We start from the raw sequence: 15,742 nt of genomic DNA, 5'->3' as shown, positions 1-15,742 counted from the left end.
CTTGCGTCCAACGCTGGTATGACACTGGGCAACACGAAACCCCACGCAGATAAAGGATCGTAGCTTTGGATATTTCCGCTCTACGCCAGGCGCACCCCGAGCACTGGATGAAGGCCACCGCAATTCGGACCCTCACCCTCGATGCAGTCGCAGCCGCAAACTCCGGTCACTCGGGCATGCCGATGGGCATGGCCGACGTTGCGACTGTGCTTTTCGAAAAGCACCTGCGCTTTGACCCCAAGGCTCCGAACTGGCCCGACCGTGACCGCTTCATCCTGTCGGCAGGTCACGGCTCGATGCTGATCTACTCGCTCCTGTATCTCACCGGCTACGAACAAGTGACCCTCGACGAGATCAAGAACTTCCGTCAGTGGGGCGCGAAAACCGCAGGCCACCCCGAGAATTTCCTTCTCGACGGCGTCGAAACCACCACCGGTCCGCTCGGTCAGGGGATCGCCAACTCGGTCGGCTTTGCCATCGCCGAAGAAGTCCAGCGCGCCCGCTACGGCAAGAAAATCGTCAACCACCGCACCTATGTGATGGCAGGTGACGGCTGTCTCATGGAAGGCGTCAGCCAAGAGGCCATCGGCCTTGCCGGTATGCAGCAGCTCGGCCATCTGATCGTCTTCTGGGACAACAACAACATCACCATCGACGGCACCGTCGACATCGCGGACAAGACCGATCAGGTCGCCCGCTTCGCCGCCTCGGGCTGGCACGTCCAGTCGATCGACGGCCACGACCCCGTCGCCATCGATGCCGCGATCGAGGCCGCCAAGGCAGACCCGCGCCCCTCGATGATTGCGTGCAAGACCCACATCGCGCTCGGCCACAAGGCACAAGACACCTCCAAGGGCCACGGCGCTCTGACCGACAAGGACCAGCTTGCCGCCGCCAAGGCCAACTACGGCGTCAACTGGGGCCCCTTCGAAGTGCCCGCAGAGATCAAGGCCCAGTGGGAAGCCATGGGTGCTCGCGGCGCTCAGGCCCGCACCGAATGGGAAGTGGAGTTCTCCAAACTCTCCGAAGCGCGCCAGATGGAATTCAACCGCGCCTATGCAGGCGAGGCCCCCAAGAAGCTCGCCGGCACGATCCGCGCGATGAAAAAGCAGATTTCGGAATCCGCGCCCAAGGTTGCAACCCGCAAATCCTCCGAGATGGTGCTCGAAGTGATCAACCCGATCATGCTCGAAACCATCGGTGGCTCGGCTGACCTAACGGGCTCGAACAACACCAAGACCGCCGATCTCGGCGTCTTCCACCCCGAGAACCGCAAGGGCCGTTATGTCTATTACGGCATCCGCGAACACGGTATGGCGGCGGCGATGAACGGTATGGCTCTGCACGGCGGCGTGCGTCCCTACGGCGGCACCTTCATGTGCTTCACCGACTATGCCCGCGGCTCGATGCGTCTCTCGGCGCTGATGGATCTGCCCGTCACCTATGTGATGACCCACGACTCCATCGGTCTGGGCGAAGACGGTCCGACCCACCAGCCGGTCGAACATCTCGCCATGCTTCGCGCGACCCCGAACACGCTTGTGTTCCGTCCTGCGGACACCGTCGAAACCGCCGAAGCCTGGGAGGTTGCTCTCACCTCGACGCAAACGCCGACCGTTCTGGCTCTCTCGCGCCAGAACCTGCCGACCGTCCGTCTCGAGCACAAGGCCAAGAACCTTTCGGCCCAAGGCGCCTATATCCTGCGCGACGCAGAGGCCGGCAAACGTCAGGTCATCCTGATGGCCACGGGCTCCGAAGTGGAAATCGCACTTGCAGCGCGTGACCTCCTCGAAGCAGAAGGCATCGGCACCCGCGTTGTCTCCATGCCCTGCATGGAGCTCTTCGCGCAGCAGGACGAAGCATACCGCAAGCGTGTCCTGCCCGCAGGGCCCGTCCGCGTCGCCGTCGAAGCCGCAGTCCGTCAGGGCTGGGACCAGTGGCTCCTCGGTGAACGTGGCCGCGAGCAAAAGGCCGCTTTTGTGGGCATGGATGGCTTCGGCGCCTCTGCGCCCGCCGAAACGCTCTATGAAAAATTCGGCATCACAGCCGCCAATGTGGCCGCGAAAGCCAAGGCCCTCCTCGGCTAAGCTCCACGAAAAAGCAAAACAAAAGCCGCGCGAGCATCCCTCGCGCGGCTTTTTCTTGGCCCCGGTTTTCCTTGCCTTTGTGCCTCAAATATCCCGGGGTGAATGCGCCAAAGGCGCAGAGGGGCAGCGCCCCTCCCCCTTCCTGCCGTCTCAGTGCGCGCCCTTCCCCGTCACCAGAGCCAGCGCAGGCCCCACAACGCGGGTTGCGACAGGAATGAGCAGCAGACCGAAAACCACCCCGAAGATCCCGTCGAAAAACGCCGTCACGGCCCAAGCGACAAGCCCTTGCATTCCGCCGACCGCCTCGGCCGCGACCTCTGCCGCATGATCGATCGGCTCATAGGGCCAATGAAGACCGAACTCGTGCAAACCGTGGATCACGATATTCCCGCCGACCCAGAGCATCGCAAGCGTTCCGACAAAAGACAAAAGCACCAGCAAATGCGGCATCGCCTTGACAAGACCGCGACCGAACGCGCGGGTGAGCGACAGCCGTCCGACCTGCGCAAGGTGCAGCCCCACGTCATCGGCCTTTACAATCAAGGCCACCGACCCATAGACCAGAACCGTGATAAAGACCGCCACCACGGCCAAAGTGGCCGCCTCCATCCATATTCCGCTCGGCGGCAGCGACGATAGCGCGATCGTCATGATCTCGGCCGACAGAATGAAGTCCGTCTTGATCGCCCCTGCGACCTTCTCCTCTTCAAGATGGGCTGGGTCCTTAATGTCCATATCCTCTTCGACCGCATGATCGGCATGGGGAAAGACCTTGTGAAAAACCTTTTCCGCCCCTTCGAAACACAGATAGGCTCCGCCCAGCATCAAGAGCGGCGTGATCGCAGCCGGAAGGAAATTGGACAAAATGAGCGCGAGCGGCAAGAGAATGACCAGCTTGTTGCGCAACGAGCCAAGAGTGATCTTGCCGATGATCGGCAATTCCCGCTCGGCCTTGAAACCCGTCACATAGCTCGGCGTCACGGCCGCATCGTCGATCAAGACCCCCGCCGTCTTGCTGCCTGCCTTGGCTGCCGCTGCCGCCACATCGTCGACACTTGCCGCCGCAACCTTTGCAATTCCGGCCACATCATCAAGTAGTGCGAGTAATCCGCTCATGAAAATCCCCTTCTGATTCTCTTGAAATAGATAACGTCCAAAGTTTGCTTGCAACTCGATTGAGTGTTGGCGCAACCGTTAGCGCCAACCTGTGACCCTCGCACGAAGTTACCGCTAACACTTTGACGCTAATTCATTTTTTTCTTCCCTCACAATGATTGACCCGCTACGGGCAGATCAATCTGGACGCTCACAAGGGATCACGAGATGACTGTAACGGTAGGGATCAACGGGTTTGGACGTATCGGCCGCTGCACGCTGGCGCATATCACCGAAGCGGCACGCAACGACATTCAGGTCGTCAAGATCAACGCCACAGGCCCGATCGAGACGAATGCCCACCTTCTCAAATACGACAGCGTCCACGGCCGTTTCGGCAGCCCGATCAAGATCCAGGGCAACACGATGGACCTCGGTCGTGGCCCAATCGATGTGATGTCCACCTATAACCCCGAAGAGCTCGATTGGTCGGGCTGTGACGTGGTTCTCGAATGCACCGGCAAGTTCAACGACGGTCTGAAGTCGGACATCCACCTCAAGCGCGGTGCGAAAAAGGTGCTGATCTCGGCCCCCGCCAAGAATGTCCAGCGCACCGTGGTCTACGGCGTGAACCACCGTCAGCTTCTGGCCGACGACAAGATGGTTTCGAACGGCTCCTGCACCACCAACTGCCTTGCCCCGCTCGCCAAAGTTCTCAACGATGCCATCGGGATCGAGAGCGGCATCATGACGACGATCCACTCCTACACCGGCGACCAGCCCACGCTCGACCGCCGCCACAGTGATCTCTACCGCGCCCGCGCCGCTGCCATGGCGATGATCCCGACCTCGACCGGTGCGGCCAAGGCCCTCGGCGAAGTGCTGCCCGAACTTGCAGGGAAGCTTGACGGCACCGCAATGCGCGTGCCCACCCCGAACGTCTCGGCCGTGGATCTGACGTTCCAGGCGGCAAAGGACGTGACTGTGCACGATGTGAACGAGATCGTACGCGAAGCCGCCCAAGGCTACATGGGCATGGTAATGGCCTATGACCCCGAGCCCAAGGTTTCGATCGACTTCAACCATACCACCCAATCGTCGATCTTCGCTCCCGACCAAACCAAGGTCGTCGGTCGCACCGTCCGCGTGCTGGCATGGTATGACAACGAATGGGGCTTCTCTGCCCGCATGGCCGATGTCGCCGCTGCCATGGGCCGCCTGATCTGATCGAAAGCGGTTGATTTTTGTCTGGTCGCGGCTAGGGTCGCGACCATGAAACCGCTCCTACCCTCCTTCCTGATCTTTGCACTCTTGGTGGCTTTCGTGGTCACAGATCAGGTGCTCGACCTCGGGTTGGGCCTTTTCCTGCTCAAAAAGATTTCAGACCTCATCGAATATGTGAGCTTCTGGCGCTGATTGCCGCTGATTATTGCACTCAGCGGTTGACCTTTTGTCGTGAATCGCGATGTTAGCGCCAACGGTGGCCGGTGGGCGGCCATCCAAGATGTTCCAATCGGAGGTCATCCCAATGGCAATCAAGGTTGCAATCAATGGCTTCGGCCGCATCGGCCGCAACGTTCTGCGCGGCATCATCGAGTCGGGCCGCACCGACATCGAAGTCGTCGCCATCAACGATCTCGGTCCTGTCGAGACCAACGCGCACCTGCTGCGCTTCGACTCGGTCCATGGCCGCTTCCCGCACGAGGTCACCACGACCGAAACCACCATCGACGCAGGCCGCGGCCCGATCGAAGTGACCGCGATCCGTAACCCCGCCGAACTGCCTTGGGGCCACATCGACATCGTGCTCGAATGCACGGGCATTTTCACCGACCGCGACAAAGCTGCGATCCACCTCGAAAACGGCGCATCGCGCGTGCTCGTCTCGGCCCCCTCCAAAGGCGCCGACAAGACCATCGTTTACGGTGTCAACCATGACGTTCTGACCGCCGATGATATCGTCGTGTCCAACGCCTCCTGCACCACCAACTGCCTCTCGCCCGTTGCCAAGGTGCTCAACGACACTGTCGGCATCACCAAAGGCTTCATGACCACCATCCACTCCTACACGGGCGACCAGCCGACGCTCGACACGATGCACAAGGATCTCTACCGCGCGCGCGCTGCTGCGCTTTCGATGATCCCGACCTCGACCGGCGCTGCTGCGGCTGTGGGCCTCGTCCTTCCGGCGCTCAACGGCAAGCTCGACGGCGTTGCCATTCGCGTGCCGACCCCGAACGTCTCGGTTGTCGATCTGACCTTCGAAGCTTCGCGTCCCACCACGATCGCGGAAATCAACGAAGCCATCGTTGCCGCCGCCAACGGACCGCTCAAGGGCATTCTGGGCTACACCGACAAGCCCAATGTATCGATCGACTTCAACCACGACCCGCATTCCTCGACCTTCGCTCTCGACCAGACCAAGGTCATGGACGGAACGATGGTGCGTATCCTGTCGTGGTACGACAACGAATGGGGCTTCTCAAACCGCATGGCCGACACGGCCGTCGCGATGGGCAAGTTCCTCTAAAACGATCAAAGCCGCCCTTCGGGGCGGCTTTTTTATCGGGCCTGGTTGCCTTTGTGCCGAAAATATCCCGGGGGAGTCCGCCAAAGGCGGACGGGGGCAGCGCCCCCCTTTTTTAGCGCAGCTTTTCGTCCAGACGGTCCTTGACCAAAGGCGGCACGAACTTCGTCACATCCCCCCCCAAACGACAGATTTCCTTAACGAGCTTGGACGCAATCGCCTGGTTCTTCGCATCGGCCATCAAAAAGACCGTTTCAATCCGCGCATCAAGAGCGCGGTTCATGCCGACCATCTGGAATTCATATTCGAAATCCGCCACAGCCCTGAGCCCCCGAACGATCACGGTCGCATTCACGTCACGGGCACAATCGATGAGCAGGTTCTCGAACGGGTGCACGATGATTTCACAGCCTGCCGCCGCGCCGATAGGGAGGATTTCGGACTGGATCATTTCGACCCGCTCGTCGAGAGAGAACAAGGGCCCTTTGTCACGGTTGATCGCAACCCCGATCACAAGCCGATCCACCAAGCGGCACGCACGACGAATAATGTCGATATGTCCGTGAGTTACCGGATCAAACGTGCCGGGATACAAGCCAATACGCATAGGGCCCTCGTCAGTGTGTTCTTTCGGGCGCACGCAACATTATTGCGCTGCAAATTGCAAGGGGACGTTTCGTCTCAATTCCCCCTCAGTGCCCCATGATCATTCCTTCGAGCGCATCTTTTTCCATGGAGAGTTCCTGAAGCCGCGCTTTCACCACGTCCCCGATCGAGATAAGTCCAATCACGCGCTCGCCCTCCATCACGGGCATATGGCGGAACCGTCCCTCGGTCATGGTGGCAAGCACGCGATCCGATGTTTCGGCAACGGTGCAGGTGACGATTTTGCGTGTCATGATCGAAGCGATGTCCTGATCCAGCACCGACACGCCGTTCTTGCCGATTTCGCGCACGATGTCGCGCTCGGAAAGGATGCCTTCAAGATCATCGCCTTCGCACGACACAAGACAGGTGCCGATGCGATTGGCCGACATCATCCGCGCGGCATCTGCAACACTGGCCTCTGGCCGAAGCCAATAGAGGTCGTTATTCCCTTTGGAAACAAGTATTTGCTTTACTAACATCGACGCCTCCCTAGTGTTGCTTCATACCTCCAGCGTCCTCCCAACTGCCCTGATCTGTCAAGTGACCTGTAGTTCGAGCCGTTGCACCTCGGATTTCAGTCCTGCGACAAGTGCCGCGGCAAATCGGTTGAGACGCTCCGAGCGCCTGTCCGAAGCGTGGCGCACAAGATAGAAACTGCGCCTGAGCGAGACCGCATCGACCAGCACTTTGCCAAGCTCGGGCGCATAGGGAAGCGCAAAATCGTGCACGATCCCGACCCCGCCTTGCCTGAGCATCTGGAGCTGCACCGCAACCGAATTGCTGGCGCGCTGCACCCCCTGAGCGGCAAGGCTGCCGAGATAATCGAGTTCCTTGTCGAAAATCATATCAGCGATATAGCCGACCACAGGAAGGTTCCTGATATCCTCAAGGTTTGCGGGGCGCGGCAAATCCTGCCGCATCGCCAGATGCAGTTTGTAATCCGTGATCTTTTGCACCGTGAGCCGCCCCGCATCGGGCGGACTCACCGTTATCGCTAAATCCGCCTCGCGTTTCGAGAGGTTGACCACACGCGGCAAGGCGAGGATCTGGAGTTCCAGGTTCGGGTTTTCTTCCTGAATCCTTGCGCAAACCTGCGGCAGCACAAAGTTTGCACAGCCATCGGGCGCCCCGATCCTAATCTGGCCCGAAAGACCGCGCTCGTTGCGCTGTCCCTGATCAAAGGCTTGGGCCAAGGCATCCTCGGCCGCCAGTGCGTGTTCGCGCACCCCCTGCCCCAGATCGGTGAGCGCATAACCCTGTGGCGATTTGACGAACAGCGCCCCGCCGAAGCGTTCTTCGAGCCGTGCGATCCTGCGGCTCAGCGTTGCAGGGTCAAGTCCTGCCATCGGCGCGGCTTTGGACAGGCTCTCGGCGCGGGCAACCGCCAAAAAGACACGCATATCATCCCAGTTGGACATCACCCTACCCTTGCAAAAACGCAAACTGATTTTGAAATACTGCCTCTTTTTCATCAAAAAATGCAAGGCTAAGGTGATCTCAATCCAAACTTCACTCCAGGAGAGTTCGATGCAGGAAATCAGCCATCTGATTAACGGCGAATATGTCAAAGGCACTTCGGGCCGTTTTACCGATGTGTTCAACCCCGCAACGGGCGAAGTTCAGGGCAAAGTGCCGCTCGCTTCGGTCGAAGAAGTCAACGCCGCCGTTGAAAAGGCCGCCGTTGCACAGCGCGCATGGGCTGCCACCAACCCGCAGCGCCGCGCCCGTGTGTTCATGAAGTTCGGCCAGCTGATCAACGAGAACATGGACAAACTTGCCGAAGCGGTCAGCCGTGAACACGGCAAGACGCTGCCTGACGCCCGCGGCGACGTTCAGCGTGGCCTTGAAGTCGTCGAGGTCTGCATGGGCCTTCCGAGCCTCCTCAAGGGCGAATACACCGACAGTGCGGGTCCGGGCATCGACCTTTATTCCATGCGCCAGCCGCTCGGCGTTGTTGCGGGCATCACGCCCTTCAACTTCCCTGCGATGATCCCGCTTTGGAAAATGGCCCCCGCGATTGCCGCAGGTAACGCCATGATCCTCAAGCCCTCCGAGCGCACGCCCTCGACCTCGCTCATGCTGGCCGAGCTCTTCATGGAAGCCGGTCTTCCCAAAGGCGTTCTTCAAGTTGTTCACGGCGACAAAGAAGCCGTGGATGCGATCCTCGACAATGAAACCATTCAGGCCGTTGGCTTTGTCGGCTCGACCCCGATCGCCCAATACATCTATGGCCGCGCCGCCACCAACGGCAAGCGCGCACAGTGCTTCGGCGGCGCCAAGAACCACATGTTGATCATGCCTGACGCGGACATGGAAAAGGCCGCGGATGCGCTTATCGGCGCGGGCTATGGCGCGGCTGGCGAACGCTGCATGGCGATCTCGGTCGCCGTTCCCGTCGGTCAGGAAACCGCCGATCGCCTCATTGCGGCTCTCGTGCCCCGCATCGAAAAGCTCAAAGTCGGGCCTTACACCGCTGGCGACGACGTGGACTACGGTCCGCTGATCACCAAGCAGGCAATGGACCGCGTTCTTGGTCTTATCGACAAGGGCGTTGAGCAAGGCGCAACCCTTGTCACCGACGGTCGTAACTTCAAGCTTCAGGGATATGAGAACGGCTTCTTCGTCGGCCCGACCCTTTTCGACAACGTGACCCCCGATATGGAGATCTATAAGCAAGAGATCTTCGGCCCCGTTCTGTCGACTGTTCGCGCCGAAACCTATGAAGACGCGCTCAACCTTGTGATCGACAACGAATACGGCAACGGCACCGCGATTTTCACCGCCGATGGCGATACCGCGCGCGACTTTGCCAGCCGTGTGAACGTCGGCATGGTCGGTATCAACTTCCCGATCCCTGTTCCGCTGTCCTATTACACCTTCGGCGGTTGGAAAAAGTCGGCCTTCGGCGATCTCAACCAATACGGCCCCGATGCGTTCCGCTTCTACACCAAGACCAAGACCGTCACCGCACGTTGGTTCTCGGGCATCAAGGATGGCGCTGCGCTGAACTTCAAGCCGATGGACTAAGCTGCTGTTCCCTGAGGCAATTTGACTTATGCGGGGCAGCTTCGGCTGCCCTTGCTATTTCAGGCTATGCCTGTGACCTTACCTGCAACCCGTGGATTTTTGGGAGGAGAGCCATGGATTTCGATCTGAGCGAAGAGCAACAGGCGATCTTTGATCTGGCCTATGACTTCGGACAGGACAATATCGCCCCCTATGCCGCCGAATGGGAAACGATGGGCACCATTCCGCGTGACCTATGGACCAAAGCGGCAGAGCTGGGCTTTGGCGCGCTTTATGTCGGCGAAGACCATGGCGGCACGGGGCTGTCGCGGCTTGATGCGGCGCTCGTGTTCGAGGGGCTGGCCATGGCCTGTCCTTCGGTGGCGGCCTTCCTGAGCATTCACAACATGGGCGCAAAGATGATCGAGCTTTACGGCTCGGACGATCTCAAGGCGCGGTTCCTGCCCAAAGTGGCAGGCATGGAAACCGTCGTGTCCTATTGCCTGACCGAGCCGTCCTGCGGATCGGATGCCGCCGCACTCAAGACCCGCGCCGAGCGGGGTGCCGACGGGTATTCGCTCACAGGCACCAAGACCTTTATCTCGGGCGGCGGATACTCTGACGCCTATATCGTCATGTGTCGCACAGGCGAAGCAGGTCCCAAGGGGATCTCTGCCGTGATCGTCGAGAACGGTGCCGAGGGGCTGAGTTTCGGCGGGCTGGAGAAAAAGATGGGCTGGAAGGCCCAACCGACCCGACAAGTGCAGCTCGACGCCGCCAAAGCTCCGCTCGGCAATCTCCTCGGCGAGGAAGGCAAGGGCTTTCGCTATGCGATGGCGGGCTTGGATGGGGGACGGATCAACATCACCGCCTGTTCCATCGGTGCCGCGCAATCCGCCTTGGACAAGACGCTCGCCTATATGAAGGAACGCCGCGCCTTCGGGAGCGCCCTGACCGAGTTCCAAGCGCTGCAATTCAAGCTTGCCGATATGGAGATCGAACTTCAGGCCGCGCGCACCTTCTTGCGTCAAGCGGCGTGGAAGCTCGACCAAGGCGCGCCTGACGCCACCAAGTTCTGTGCCATGGCCAAGGCCTTTGCGACCGAAGCGTCAAGCCGTGTGGCGGATGGCTGTCTCCAGATGCATGGGGGCTATGGCTATCTCGAGGATTACGGCATCGAAAAGATCGTCCGCGATTTGCGCGTGCATCAGATCCTTGAAGGCACAAATGAAATCATGCGCCACATCGTAGCGCGTCAGATGGTGGCAGAATGACCGAGATACACATCCGCAAAGAAGGCCGTGCAGGTCGCATCACCCTTACCCGTGCCGAAGCGCTCAACGCCCTCAGCCACGAAATGTGCCGAGAGATCGAAACCGCGCTCGATGCATGGCGCGATGACCCCGATGTCGCTCTCATTGTGATGGATGCGGACGGCGACCGTGCTTTCTGTGCAGGCGGCGATATTGGTGCGGTTTACCGCTCTGCCAAAGAGGGACGCGCGAACGAGACGGCCGAGTTCTGGAGCGAAGAATACCGCATGAACGCCAAGCTGGCGGAATACCCCAAGCCGATCATCAGCCTGATGCAGGGCTTTGTGATGGGCGGCGGTGTCGGGATCGGCTGTCACGGCTCGCACCGCGTGGTCGAAGAGAAAACCCAGATCGCCATGCCCGAATGCGGGATCGGGCTTGTGCCTGACGTGGGCGGGAGCTTTCTTTTGGCCGAAGCGCCGGGATTTTTGGGGGAATACCTCGGGATCACGGGGGAACGTATGGCTGCGGGCGACGCAATCTATTGCGGCTTTGCCGACTACTTCGTCCCGCGCGAGAAATGGCCCGAGTTGATCGATGTGCTTTGCGCCACGGGTGAAGCCTCACTCGTTCCCGCCATGGCGAGCGCCCATCCGCCCGCTCCCCTCGCTGCGCTCCAAGGCGAAGTCGACGCGGCTTTCAGCGGCGATACCTTCACCGAAGTGGCCGAGACTGTCGAGGCATCGACCTCGGACGCCCTTGCCCGCGCCCGCGCCGCCTTTGCCAAGAATTCACCGCTCTCCATGCGCTGCACCTTCGAGCTGATCCGCCGCGTGCGGACCGAGCCGAACATTCGCTTTGCGCTTGAGATGGAGCATCGCTTTACCACCCGCTCGGTCACAACCGCAGACATCGTCGAGGGCGTGCGCGCCCAGATCATCGACAAAGACCGCAATCCTCAGTGGAAACATAAAAGCTGGCGCGATGTGAGCGACGAAGAGGTCGCCGCATTCTACGCCCCGCAAGACAACCCGAAACTGGAGTTCTAAGCCATGAAGATCGCATTTATCGGACTTGGAAATATGGGCGGCCCGATGGCGCTCAACCTTGTGAAAGCCGGCCACGAGGTCGTGGGCTTCGACCTCGCCGCACGGCCCGAAGGCCTCACCATAGCCGCAACAGGCGCCGAGGCCGCCAAGGGGGCAGACGTGGTGATCACCATGCTCCCGAACGGGGCAATCCTTCGCGCGGTGGCCGCAGAAGTGATCCCAGCGATGGAAAAGGGCGCCGTGCTCTGTGATTGCTCGACCGTCGATGTAGAGAGCGCCCGCTCAGTGGCTGCAGAGGCGGCTGATGCGGGGCTACTGGCTTTGGACGCGCCCGTTTCGGGCGGGATCGGTGGCGCATCCGCAGGCACACTCACCTTTATGGTCGGCGGCACGGACGAGGCCTTTGCCAAGGTCAAACCGCTTTTCGACGTTATGGGACAAAAGGCCGTGCACTGCGGTGCTTCGGGCAACGGTCAAGCGGCCAAGATCTGCAACAACATGATCCTCGGTGTCACGATGATCGCCACCTGCGAGGCTTTTGCCTTGGCCGACAAGCTCGGCCTTGATCGTCAGGCGATGTTCGATGTGGTCTCCACCTCCTCGGGATATAGCTGGACGATGAACGCCTATTGCCCCGCACCCGGGGTTGGGCCCAAGTCGCCTGCCGACAACGGCTATCTGCCCGGTTTTGCCTCGGAACTCATGCTCAAGGATCTGGGTCTGTCGCAGATGGCCGCCGAAGCGGTGGACGCCGATACCCCGATGGGGGAGCGCGCGCTCGAGCTTTACCGCCGCTTCGTCGAGGACGAGGACGGACGCGGCAAGGACTTCTCGGCGATGCTTCCCCGTTTCGAGAAACTTAGCCGCAACGCCTAAATATGATATAAGTCAATTACGGGATGTGTTGGACGATCTAGTATCCCGAATGAAATTCAACAGAATTGGGGCTAAATCAGATGTTTAAGACAAACGAAGGCAAGCTTGACCGCATCATCCGAGTCGTCGTCGGCGCGGCTTTGATCCTTGGGTACTTCATGAACGGGGACGGAGCCTATAGCTGGCTCTATCTTCTCGGGATCATTCCCTTGATCACGGGCCTCATCGGAAGCTGCCCGCTCTATACGATCTTCGGGATCAGCACCTGCCCGATGAAGAAATAAAGCAAAAGGCGCCCCATCGGGCGCCTTTTCTTATTCTGCGGCGATCTTGGACTTGAGCATGGGGCCAAGGTAGCGGCCCGTATGACTTTCCTCGACCTTGGCGACATCTTCGGGCGTGCCCGTTGCGACAACGCGCCCCCCGCCATCCCCGCCTTCGGGGCCGATATCGATGATCCAGTCAGCGGTTTTCACCACGTCGAGATTGTGTTCGATCACCACGACCGTGTTCCCCTGATCCACAAGCTCGTGAAGCACTTCTAGCAGTTTTCGAACATCTTCGAAGTGCAAACCGGTCGTCGGCTCGTCCAGAATGTACAAAGTCCGACCTGTGGACCTCTTGGCCAGTTCCTTGGAGAGCTTGACGCGCTGCGCCTCGCCACCTGAAAGGGTCGTCGCCTGCTGGCCGACTTTGATATAGCCAAGGCCCACGCGGACAAGCGCATCCATCTTTTCGCGGATGCTCGGAACCGCCTTGAAGAACTCTTGCGCGTCCTCGACGGTCATATCGAGAACATCGGCAATGCTCTTGCCCTTGAACTTGATTTCGAGCGTTTCGCGGTTGTAGCGCGCGCCCTTGCAGGTCTCGCAGGTGACATAGACATCGGGAAGGAAGTGCATCTCGATCTTGATGACACCGTCCCCCTGACAGGCCTCGCAGCGGCCGCCTTTCACGTTGAACGAGAAGCGACCGGGTTTATAGCCACGCGCCTTGGCTTCGGGCAGCCCCGCGAACCAGTCGCGGATCGGGGTAAAGGCGCCCGTATAGGTCGCAGGGTTCGAACGCGGTGTGCGCCCGATGGGACGCTGGTCGATGTCGATCACCTTATCAAGATGCTCGAACCCCTTGATCGTCTCGCAAGGTGCGGGGGTTTCGCGTGCCCCGTTCAGCTTCATCGCCGCGTTCTTATAGAGCGTCTCGATGGTCAGCGTGGATTTCCCGCCGCCCGATACGCCCGTCACGCTCACGAATTTGCCGAGCGGGAAATCGACCGTCACATCATGAAGGTTGTTGCCCGAAGCCTTGACCACGGTGAGTTGTTTGCCATTGCCCTTGCGGCGGTCGGTCGGAACCGAAATCTCGCGCTTGCCCGACAGATATTGCCCCGTCACGGAATTGGGGTTGGCGGCAATCTCGGCGGGCGTGCCATGGGCAACCACTTGGCCGCCGTGAACACCTGCCCCCGGACCGATGTCAAAGACATAGTCGGCCTCGCGGATCGCGTCCTCGTCGTGTTCGACGACGATCACCGTGTTCCCCTGATCGCGCAGGTTCTTGAGCGTGGTCAATAGACGGTCGTTGTCCCGCTGATGAAGACCGATGGACGGCTCGTCGAGCACATAAAGAACCCCCGTCAGACCCGAACCGATCTGGCTGGCCAGACGGATACGCTGGCTTTCCCCACCCGAGAGCGTGCCCGCGTTGCGGCTGAGCGTCAGGTAATCGAGACCCACGTTGTTGAGGAATCCCAGACGCTCGCGGATTTCCTTGAGGATGGCGCGGGCAATCTCGTTCTTCTGGTTGGTGAGGCTTTCAGGAACGGTTCCGATCCAGGCATAGGCCTCTTTGATCGACATCTGCACGACTTGGCCAACGTGCAAACCGGCGATCTTGACCGCCAGCGCTTCTTCGCGAAGACGATAACCGCCGCAAGAGCCGCAAGGACGGTTGTTCTGGTATTGCTCGAACTCTTCACGCACCCAAGAGCTATCGGTTTCGCGATAGCGGCGCTGCATGTTCGGGATCACGCCTTCGAACGGTCGCGTGACCTGATAGACGCGGCCGCCTTCATCATAACGGAACATGATCTCTTCGGTGCCCGAGCCATAGAGGAACACCTTTTGCGCGGCCTCGGGAATATCCTTCCAACGGGCGCTCTTGTTAAAGCCGTAATGCTTGGCAATCGCCTCAATCGTCTGGAGGAAGTAGGGCGATTTGCCTTTGCGCCACGGCGCAATCGCGCCATCGGCCACTTTGAGCGTCACATCGGGAACGACAAGACGTTCGTCGAAGAAAAGCTCGACCCCAAGGCCATCACAGGACGGACAAGCGCCGAAAGGCGCGTTGAACGAGAAAAGGCGCGGTTCGATCTCGGGAATGGTGAAGCCGCTTACCGGACAGGCGAATTTTTCCGAGAAGGTAAAGCGCTCGGGCTCCCCCTCGCTTGGAGCGGTTTCAAGGATCGCAATCCCGTCCGCCAGATCAAGCGCGGTGCGCAAACTGTCGGCAAGTCGTGTCTCAAGCCCCTCGCGCACAACGATACGGTCGACCACAACGTCGATGTCGTGGCGGAATTTTTTGTCGAGGGTCGGCGGCTCGTCCAGCTCATAGAAGGTGCCGTCCACCTTGACCCGCTGGAAACCCTGCTTACGCAGCTCGAGCATTTCCTTGCGGTATTCGCCCTTGCGGTCCCGCACGATCGGCGCAAGGAGATAGCCGCGCGTGCCCTCTTCCATCGCCATGACCCTGTCGACCATGTCCTGCACCTGTTGCGCCTCAATCGGAAGGCCCGTAGCGGGGCTATAGGGGGTGCCGACCCGCGCAAACAAAAGACGCATATAGTCATAGATTTCGGTGACGGTGCCGACAGTCGAACGCGGGTTCTTGGAGGTGGTCTTCTGCTCGATCGAGATCGCAGGAGACAGACCCGAGATGTGATCCACATCGGGCTTTTCCATCATGTCGAGGAACTGGCGCGCATAGGCCGAGAGCGATTCCACGTAACGGCGCTGGCCTTCGGCATAGATGGTATCAAAGGCCAGTGAAGACTTGCCCGACCCCGAAAGCCCTGTAATCACAACAAGTTCGTCACGCGGAATATCAACATCGATGTTCTTGAGATTGTGCTCGCGCGCGCCGCGCACTTCGATCTTTTTCAGCTCAGCCATTCTGGCCCCCAAATTGTGCCTGCTACACATA

General features: G+C 59.9%; 14 protein-coding genes. 9 read left to right on the top strand and 5 right to left on the bottom strand.

The genetic code is table 11. From position 1 onward, the window contains the following. The first annotated feature begins 65 nt into the window (after nucleotides 1-65). Entirely contained in the window at nucleotides 66-2,087 is a 2,022-nt protein-coding gene (gene tkt / locus QQG91_RS05140; RefSeq protein ID WP_285771901.1) for a transketolase, read from the top strand. A 150-nt stretch (nucleotides 2,088-2,237) separates the two neighbouring features. Here tkt and QQG91_RS05135 read toward each other — a convergent pair whose 3' ends face one another. Further along, nucleotides 2,238-3,203: a DUF808 domain-containing protein gene (locus QQG91_RS05135; RefSeq protein ID WP_285771900.1), complete on the bottom strand. Its 966-nt coding sequence runs from the start codon at nucleotides 3,201-3,203 to the stop codon at nucleotides 2,238-2,240. A gap of 207 nt (nucleotides 3,204-3,410) precedes the next feature. Here QQG91_RS05135 and gap (QQG91_RS05130) point away from each other — a divergent pair, with 207 nt between their 5' ends. The 3 genes from gap (QQG91_RS05130) (at nucleotide 3,411) to gap (QQG91_RS05120) (ending at nucleotide 5,712) form a co-directional block, all read left to right on the top strand. Next, the gene (gene gap / locus QQG91_RS05130) at nucleotides 3,411-4,409 is read left to right on the top strand and encodes a type I glyceraldehyde-3-phosphate dehydrogenase (RefSeq protein ID WP_285771899.1); all 999 of its coding nucleotides are present in this window, start codon (nucleotides 3,411-3,413) and stop codon (nucleotides 4,407-4,409) included. A gap of 45 nt (nucleotides 4,410-4,454) precedes the next feature. Further along, on the top strand, nucleotides 4,455-4,598 hold the full coding sequence (locus tag QQG91_RS05125; RefSeq protein WP_285771898.1) for a hypothetical protein: 144 nt from the start codon (nucleotides 4,455-4,457) through the stop codon (nucleotides 4,596-4,598). Nucleotides 4,599-4,710: 112 nt separating this feature from the next. Beyond that, the gene (gene gap / locus QQG91_RS05120; protein WP_285771897.1) at nucleotides 4,711-5,712 is read left to right on the top strand and encodes a type I glyceraldehyde-3-phosphate dehydrogenase; all 1,002 of its coding nucleotides are present in this window, start codon (nucleotides 4,711-4,713) and stop codon (nucleotides 5,710-5,712) included. Between the two features lie 112 nt (nucleotides 5,713-5,824). Here the strand turns inward: gap (QQG91_RS05120) and coaD are convergent, their stop codons facing one another. From coaD to QQG91_RS05105, 3 genes are all read right to left on the bottom strand, one after another. Beyond that, nucleotides 5,825-6,316: a pantetheine-phosphate adenylyltransferase gene (gene coaD, locus QQG91_RS05115; RefSeq protein WP_285771896.1), complete on the bottom strand. Its 492-nt coding sequence runs from the start codon at nucleotides 6,314-6,316 to the stop codon at nucleotides 5,825-5,827. A gap of 85 nt (nucleotides 6,317-6,401) precedes the next feature. After that, complete coding sequence (locus tag QQG91_RS05110; RefSeq protein WP_285771895.1) at nucleotides 6,402-6,836, bottom strand: CBS domain-containing protein; 435 nt, start codon at nucleotides 6,834-6,836, stop codon at nucleotides 6,402-6,404. 57 nt (nucleotides 6,837-6,893) lie between these two features. After that, nucleotides 6,894-7,775, bottom strand: a complete 882-nt coding sequence (locus QQG91_RS05105; RefSeq protein WP_285771894.1) for a LysR family transcriptional regulator — start codon at nucleotides 7,773-7,775, stop codon at nucleotides 6,894-6,896. A gap of 109 nt (nucleotides 7,776-7,884) precedes the next feature. Between QQG91_RS05105 and QQG91_RS05100 the strand changes: the two genes are divergently transcribed. The 5 genes from QQG91_RS05100 to QQG91_RS05080 all read left to right on the top strand — a co-directional run bounded on the left by QQG91_RS05100 (nucleotide 7,885) and on the right by QQG91_RS05080 (nucleotide 12,825). Further along, on the top strand, nucleotides 7,885-9,384 hold the full coding sequence (locus QQG91_RS05100; RefSeq protein ID WP_285771893.1) for a CoA-acylating methylmalonate-semialdehyde dehydrogenase: 1,500 nt from the start codon (nucleotides 7,885-7,887) through the stop codon (nucleotides 9,382-9,384). A 113-nt stretch (nucleotides 9,385-9,497) separates the two neighbouring features. Then, entirely contained in the window at nucleotides 9,498-10,637 is a 1,140-nt protein-coding gene (locus tag QQG91_RS05095) for an acyl-CoA dehydrogenase family protein (RefSeq protein ID WP_285771892.1), read from the top strand. Next, nucleotides 10,634-11,665, top strand: a complete 1,032-nt coding sequence (locus QQG91_RS05090; protein WP_285771891.1) for an enoyl-CoA hydratase/isomerase family protein — start codon at nucleotides 10,634-10,636, stop codon at nucleotides 11,663-11,665. Before QQG91_RS05095 ends, QQG91_RS05090 begins: the two co-directional genes overlap by 4 nt. A gap of 3 nt (nucleotides 11,666-11,668) precedes the next feature. After that, a complete protein-coding gene (gene mmsB / locus QQG91_RS05085) occupies nucleotides 11,669-12,541 on the top strand; it encodes a 3-hydroxyisobutyrate dehydrogenase (protein WP_285771890.1) in 873 nt (290 codons plus the stop codon). 80 nt (nucleotides 12,542-12,621) lie between these two features. After that, nucleotides 12,622-12,825 carry a YgaP family membrane protein gene (locus QQG91_RS05080; RefSeq protein WP_285771889.1) on the top strand — a complete coding sequence of 68 codons (204 nt, stop codon included), beginning with the start codon at nucleotides 12,622-12,624 and terminating at the stop codon, nucleotides 12,823-12,825. Between the two features lie 30 nt (nucleotides 12,826-12,855). Here the strand turns inward: QQG91_RS05080 and uvrA are convergent, their stop codons facing one another. Further along, on the bottom strand, nucleotides 12,856-15,711 hold the full coding sequence (gene uvrA, locus QQG91_RS05075; RefSeq protein WP_285771888.1) for an excinuclease ABC subunit UvrA: 2,856 nt from the start codon (nucleotides 15,709-15,711) through the stop codon (nucleotides 12,856-12,858). Nucleotides 15,712-15,742: the final 31 nt, after the last annotated feature.

The sequence above is a fragment of the Marivivens sp. LCG002 genome, from assembly GCF_030264275.1.
Taxonomy (GTDB): domain Bacteria; phylum Pseudomonadota; class Alphaproteobacteria; order Rhodobacterales; family Rhodobacteraceae; genus Marivivens.
The sequence above is the reverse complement of the archived record's forward strand: the minus strand, read 5'-3'. Positions and strand labels throughout refer to the sequence as shown.